This window comes from Kitasatospora sp. NPDC059160 (assembly GCF_042755465.1).
Classification (GTDB): Bacteria; Actinomycetota; Actinomycetes; order Streptomycetales; family Streptomycetaceae; genus Kitasatospora.
On sequence record NZ_JBHZCN010000208.1, the window covers coordinates 1 to 6,097 of the forward strand.

The window sequence follows — 6,097 nt, forward strand, 5'->3', positions numbered from 1 at the left end:
GTACGTCCAGTACGAGGCCGACTCGGGCGCACGCCCAGCCGGGCGCCCAACGCCGCGCGCTGATCTGCCAAGATCCGCCGGACAGGCCCTAGGCCGAGGTCAGCGCGGCTTCTTGAAACCCAGGGTCGTGGCGTCCTTCTTGGTGTAGATGGTGCCGTCCGTGTCCTTGCTGAAGTCGCCGACCTTGGCGGCCGTGGGCGGGGTGTAGCGCTTGGGCAGCTGGATGTTCTTGGCCATGGTTCTCTCCTCTGCATCGAGGCCGAAGCCTGTGGATGGCGTGCCTCCATTGGGACCGCTGGCCGCCGGGAGTGTCCAGTTGCATCGTCAGATCCGGCCAATGACGGGGAAATTCACGTTTCCGCAGGTGGATCGCTGACGGAACGTCTTTCGGCCGGATCGGCCGGAAAGGTAGTTGGGACACAGAAGTGAACTGTGGCAACAGGAGTGTCCATGCCAAACGCTTTCTTGGCGACGTTCGAATGTGATGGAACGACAATCATCCTGCTTCTTTCGGTGGGTGAATGGCGTGATCCATGGGGGAAGTGGACCTTGCCCGGTTGTGCCGCCTTCCCCCGGTGGTGCACGGTTCCGGAGAACCGGCGGCACCCACGCCGCCGTGACACCTGGGGGTGGGCTCGTGCAGTCGCTCAACGACCACCTGGTGGTCCTTCCGGACTCCCCGGACGGCGCCCGGGTCCATCGCCGACTCGGCGACACGGCACCACGGTCCGTCGCCCACGCGTCCGGACGGCCCTGGCTGGCCGGGTCGTGGTCGCCGGAGGACCTGGTGGTGTCCGAGGCCGGCCCCGTCCGGGTCGCGGTCCACGGGCTGAGCCCGGTCGGGCAGGACCGCCTCGACGCCCTCACCCGCACGGTGCGCGAACTGTCCGACCTGGACGCGCTCGCCCGCAGCCTCCCCGGCAACACCCATGTGATCGCCTCGGCCCACGGCTGGGTGCGCTTCCAGGGCACCGTCACCGGCACCAGGGCGGTGTACACCGCCCTCGTGGACGGCGTGCCGATCGCCGCGGACCGGGCCGACGTGCTCGCCGGGCTCACCGGCGCCGAACCGGACGAGGACCTGATCGCCGCGAGCGTGACGTACGGCATGCTCTTCGCCCCGCTGGGCGAACGCAGTTGGTGGCGCGGCGTCCGGCAGGTCGCCCCCGACTCCTGCCTGCTGCTGCCCACCGCCGGCCCCGCCCGGGACGTCCGCTGGTGGCAGCCCCCGGAGCCCGACCTCCCGCTGGACCCCGGGGCCGCCGGAGTGCGCGAGCGGCTGCGCGAGGCGGTCGCCCTGCGCCGGCCCGACGGGCGGCTGTCGGCCGACCTCTCCGGCGGCATGGACTCCACCTCGCTGTGCTTCCTCGCCGCCGAACACCACCCCGACCTGCTGACCTTCTGCTGGACCGGCGGCAGCGCCATCAACGACGACCCGGTGTACGCCGCCCACGCCGCCCGCCTGCTGCCGGGCGCCCAGCACCTGAGCGTGCCGGACACCGACGCCCCGCCAGTGTTCTCCCCGCCGTACTGGGCGGTCGACACCGAGGCCCCGCGCGCCGCGACCCGCGGCATGAACGCCATCCGGTACGGGATCCGCCACCTCGTCGACCACGGCGCCACCCGGCACCTGGCCGGCCACGGCGCCGACGAACTGTTCACCGGCGGGGCCGCCTACCTGCGCACGCTCTTCCGCCACCGGCCGGTGACCGCCTGGCGCCAGCTCAGCGCCCACCGCGCCCTGAACAGCTGGCCGTTGCTGCCCAGCCTCGCCGGGCTGCTGCGCGGCGGAGACCTCGGCACCTGGTGGCGGCAGTGCGCCGACGACCTGGCCCGCACCGCCCCGCCGTCCCGGGGGCCCGCCCTCGGCTGGGGGGAGCGGCTCCCGGCCACGCCCTGGGCCACCGGCGACGCGGTGCGCACCACCCAGCGGGTCTTCCACGAGGTCGCCGACCGGATCGTCCCGCTGGCCCGGGACCGGGGACAGCACGAGGCCCTCACCGCGCTGCGCAGCGCCGGCCCGGTGCTGCGCCTGGTCTGCCGCGAGTACACCGCCTCCGGGCTCCCGCTGGAACTCCCGTACCTGGACGACCGGGTGGTCGAGGCCGTGCTGGCCGTCCGGCCCCACGAGCGGTACAGCCCCTGGCAGTTCAAGCCCGTGCTGGCGACCGCGATGCGCGGGCTGGTGCCCGGGACGATCCTCGACCGGACCACCAAGGGCGACTGCGAGGAGCCCGTCGACCGCGCCCTCCAGGAACACGTCCCCGACCTGCTGGACCTGTTCGAGGACTCCCGGCTGGCGCACCTGGGCCTGATCGACCCGGACCGGCTCCGGACCACCCTGATCACACCCCCGCGCACCGAGGACGTCTGGTCCGCCCAACTGGAGGCCACGATCGGTGCCGAGCTGTGGCTGCGGGAGATCGCCGCCCGGCCCGGCGCGTTCGCCGCCCGCCCCGGCGCGCCCGCCGCATCGACCGAGCGGACCCTCAGCGGCACCGGCCGCCCCGGCCGCGCACCCCACCCCGAGGAGAATCCGTGACCAGCCCGCCCTACGCCCTCCGGGCCCGCACCCGGCTGCCCCTGCACCGGCGCCTGCTGCCGCTGGCCGCCGTGGCCGTCGCCCGGCCGCTGTCCACGCTGCGGCCCGACCGCCTCCAGGCCGTCCTCGGCGTGCTCAGCACCGGCGCCCGCCCGGGCACCGCCGCCCAGGCCTCCGAGGCCCGGGCCGCCGTCGTCGCCGTCAGCCTGCGCTGCGCCGTGCACAACTGCCTCCAACGCTCCATCGCCACCGCCCTGCTCTGCCGGTTCAGGGGCGCCTGGCCCACCTGGCAGGCCGGCGTGCGCACCACGCCCTTCGCCGCCCACGCCTGGGTCGAGGCGGAGGGCCGGGTCATCGACGAGCCCTACCCCGACGGCTACTTCCGGCCGCTGGTCACCGTCGCCCCCAAGCAGCCGGCGCGCACGGCCTGACGGCCCGACCCGCCCGCCGTCCCGGCCCGCACCGGCCCCGACCCGCCCGCCACCCCGACGCATCCGGAGAAGGCCCCGACCATGACGCTCCGCCTGACCGACCACACCGTGTCCACCGACACCGACGACGGCGCCGTGCTGCTCAGCCGGCGCACCGGGCACTACTGGCAGCTCAACCAGACCGGCGCCTACGCGCTCCAACGGCTGCTGGACGGCAGCACCCTGGACCAGGTCGCCGAGGAGTTCGCCGACCACTTCGCCATCGCGCCGACCCAGGCGCGCCAGGACCTGACCGCCATGACCGAACGGCTGCGCACCTCCGGCCTCGTCGAGACCGGCTGACCGAGCACCCGACGCCCCACGAAGGGAGACGTGCGTACGATGCTCCGCCAGCTGTGGACCCTCACCAGGGGCCGGCGACGCGCCCTGGGCGCCGCCCTGCTGCTCACCCTGACCGCCGCCGGAGTCGGCGTCGCGCAGCCGCTGGCGGCCAAGGGCGTGGTCGACGCCGTCACCTCGCACCGACCGCTGCTGCTGCCGTGCGCCGTCCTCGTCCTGCTGCTGCTCACCCAGGCACTGATCGGGGCCTGCGCCACCTTTCTGCTGGAACGCACCGGCGAGCGCTTCGTGCTGGGCCTGCGCACCGGTCTGACCGCGCACCTGCTGCGGGTCCGGATGGACGCCTTCGACCGCCAGCGGGTCGGCGACCTGATGGCGCGCGCCTCGACGGACGTGGTCGTGCTGCGCGAGGCGCTGACCCACGTCTCGGTCCAGATCGCCACCAACCTGTGCGTCGCGCTGGGCAGCGTCGTCGCCATGTTCGTGCTGGACCCGCTGCTGATGCTGCTCATCCTGGGGGTGCTGCTCGGCTGCGGCCTGGTGATCAACCGGCTGTCGGCCGAGATCGGCCGCACCTCCACGGCGCTGCAGACCGCGGTGGGCGCGATCTCCGCCGGACTGGAGCGCGCCCTGTCCGCGCTGCGCACCGTCCGGGCCAACCGTGCCGAGCAGCGGGAGATCGACCACCTCGACGCCCTCGCGCACCGCGCCTACGACGCCGCGGTGCGCAGCGCCCGGCTCACCGCCGTGGTCGCCCCCACCGCCCAACTCGCCATCAACGCCGCCTTCATCCTGGTGCTGCTGTTCGGCACGGCCCGGGTCGACCAGGGCGCCCTGTCGCTCGGCGCCCTGGTGGCGATGCTGCTCTACGCCTCCCAACTCACCGGCCCCGTCACCGAACTGATGGAGGGCATCGCCTCGGTGAACCGGGCCAAGGGGTCCGTGGAACGCGTCCAGGAGGTGTACGCGCTCCCCGTCGAGGAGGACACCCCGGCCCGGCCCGGCCGTGCCACCCCGCCGCGCCCCGCCGGCCGCGGGCCGGCGCCCGCGCTGGAACTGCGCGACCTGCGGTTCGGCTACAGCCCGGACGCCCCCGTCCTCCAAGGGCTCTCCCTCACCGTGCCGCAGCACGCGCTGGTCGCCCTGGTGGGACCGTCGGGGGCCGGGAAGTCGACCACCTTCGCCCTGATCAACCGCTTCTACGAACCCTGGAGCGGCAGCCTGCGGATCGACGGGCAGCCCGCCGCCGACCTCGGCCTCGCCCAGTGGCGATCCCACCTCGGCTGGGTCGAACAGGACTGCCCGATCCTGCACGGAACCCTGCGCGACAACCTCCGCTACGCCGCGCCGGACGCCACCGACGAGCGGCTCCGGCAGGTCCTCGACCTGGTCAACCTCACCGGGAAGGTGAACCGCCTGCCGGACGGGCTCGACAGCGAGGTCGGCGAACGCGGCGTACGCCTCTCCAGCGGCGAACGGCAACGCGTCGCCATCGCCCGCGCCCTCCTGGCCCGCCCCCGGCTGCTGCTGATGGACGAACCCACCGCCCACCTCGACCCGGCCAACGAGGCCGCCCTGACGCTCAACCTGCACGCCCTCCGGGAGGAGTGCGCCATCCTCGTCATCGCCCACCGGATGTCCACCATCGAGGCGGCCGACACCGTCGTCATGCTCTCCGACGGCACCGCCACCGCCACCGGCACCTACCCCGAACTCTTCCACGGCCACCCGGACTTCCGGCAGCTCGCGGGCCACCACCGGCCAGGCTGACTGATCATCACCGGGAGGGGGTTGTCAACCGGCCCGCCCCCGAACGCGTGTCACAGTCCCGTCCCTGTCATGTCCTGGTGATTGTGACGCCGGAGGTGCCACCGAATCCGGTGGGCCGACGTCTTGTGGAGTGTTCCAAGCAGTCAGCACACACCGTCATCGGGGAGCCACCATGTCCGTCCGCCACCGTCGTCCGCTGCTCGTCGCCACCGTTCTCGCCGGCGCGGGGCTGGCGCTGACCGCCTGCGGGCCCGACAACACCGACACGGCCGCCGGGCCGGCGCCCTCCGCGAGCAACACGGTGGCCGCGAAGCCGACGGTGGGCGGTCCGGCCCCGGCGGGCGCGCCCACCACGGGCACGGGCGCGCGGCCCACCACGCACGCGCCGTCCGGCGGCAGCACCAAGTCCGGCTCCGGGGGCGCGGCCGGTGGCCCGTGCGACGTCCAGAACCTCTCGATCCACCTGTCGGCCCGCTCCGGCGCGCCCAGCCAGCGGGTGATCGAGGTGCAGAACAAGGGCGGCGGCGCGTGCACCCTGAGCGCCACGCCGGGTGTGGACCTGGGCAACTCCGCGACCCGCGACCAGAGCAAGAACCTCAAGCCGATCCTCGCCGCCGGGACCATGCGGTACACCGTCGCGGCGGGCAAGACCGCCTACGTGGTGCTCGACCTCGACCCGAGCGGTGCCACCGCCGGGACCACCCCCGGCATCAACGAGGTCAACGTGCTGGCCGACGACGAGGACGGCAACATGCCGCTGGCGAGCATCCAGAACTTCCCGCTCGGGGCCGACGCCAAGGTCCTGAACCCCTCGATGGGCATGTACCGGGCCACCCTGGCCGAGGCCGTCGCCTCCGTGGCCTCCGCTCCCAACTAAGCCTCTCCTGTGCGTTCGTGGGGGCCGGGGCCGCGGGCCGCCGGGCCCCCCGGGGGCGGGTGGGGCGCGCCCGGGGAGCCCCACCCGCGCCCCGGGGGGCCCCCGGCCCGCCCCCACCCCCCCGCCGCGCCGGCCCCA

General features: G+C 74.2%; 6 protein-coding genes. 5 read left to right on the forward strand and 1 reads right to left on the reverse strand.

Annotated elements, in window-relative coordinates:
• Positions 1-99 precede the first annotated feature (99 nt).
• Positions 100-237: a hypothetical protein gene (locus ACFXOZ_RS41765; protein WP_380397777.1), complete on the reverse strand. Its 138-nt coding sequence runs from the start codon at positions 235-237 to the stop codon at positions 100-102.
• 400 nt (positions 238-637) lie between these two features.
• On the opposite strand from ACFXOZ_RS41765, the gene ACFXOZ_RS41770 reads away from it, so the two are divergent.
• The 5 genes from ACFXOZ_RS41770 to ACFXOZ_RS41790 all read left to right on the forward strand — a co-directional run bounded on the left by ACFXOZ_RS41770 (position 638) and on the right by ACFXOZ_RS41790 (position 5,959).
• The gene (locus tag ACFXOZ_RS41770; RefSeq protein WP_380595285.1) at positions 638-2,542 is read left to right on the forward strand and encodes an asparagine synthase-related protein; all 1,905 of its coding nucleotides are present in this window, start codon (positions 638-640) and stop codon (positions 2,540-2,542) included.
• Complete coding sequence (locus ACFXOZ_RS41775; RefSeq protein WP_380397781.1) at positions 2,539-2,973, forward strand: lasso peptide biosynthesis B2 protein; 435 nt, start codon at positions 2,539-2,541, stop codon at positions 2,971-2,973. Before ACFXOZ_RS41770 ends, ACFXOZ_RS41775 begins: the two co-directional genes overlap by 4 nt.
• Before the next feature lie 81 nt (positions 2,974-3,054).
• Positions 3,055-3,315, forward strand: a complete 261-nt coding sequence (locus tag ACFXOZ_RS41780) for a lasso peptide biosynthesis PqqD family chaperone (protein WP_380532772.1) — start codon at positions 3,055-3,057, stop codon at positions 3,313-3,315.
• Positions 3,316-3,354: 39 nt separating this feature from the next.
• Positions 3,355-5,082 carry an ABC transporter ATP-binding protein gene (locus ACFXOZ_RS41785; protein ID WP_380595287.1) on the forward strand — a complete coding sequence of 576 codons (1,728 nt, stop codon included), beginning with the start codon at positions 3,355-3,357 and terminating at the stop codon, positions 5,080-5,082.
• Between the two features lie 172 nt (positions 5,083-5,254).
• Positions 5,255-5,959, forward strand: coding sequence for a DUF4232 domain-containing protein (locus tag ACFXOZ_RS41790; protein ID WP_380595289.1), 705 nt, complete (start codon positions 5,255-5,257; stop codon positions 5,957-5,959).
• Positions 5,960-6,097: the final 138 nt, after the last annotated feature.

What these genes read in the sequence shown, in the direction of transcription:
- ACFXOZ_RS41765 (WP_380397777.1), bottom strand. Translation starts at nt 237, where the DNA reads ATGGCCAAGAACATCCAGCTGCCCAAGCGCTACACCCCGCCCACGGCC.
- ACFXOZ_RS41780 (WP_380532772.1), top strand. Translation starts at nt 3,055, where the DNA reads ATGACGCTCCGCCTGACCGACCACACCGTGTCCACCGACACCGACGAC.
- ACFXOZ_RS41785 (WP_380595287.1), top strand. Translation starts at nt 3,355, where the DNA reads ATGCTCCGCCAGCTGTGGACCCTCACCAGGGGCCGGCGACGCGCCCTG.
- ACFXOZ_RS41790 (WP_380595289.1), top strand. Translation starts at nt 5,255, where the DNA reads ATGTCCGTCCGCCACCGTCGTCCGCTGCTCGTCGCCACCGTTCTCGCC.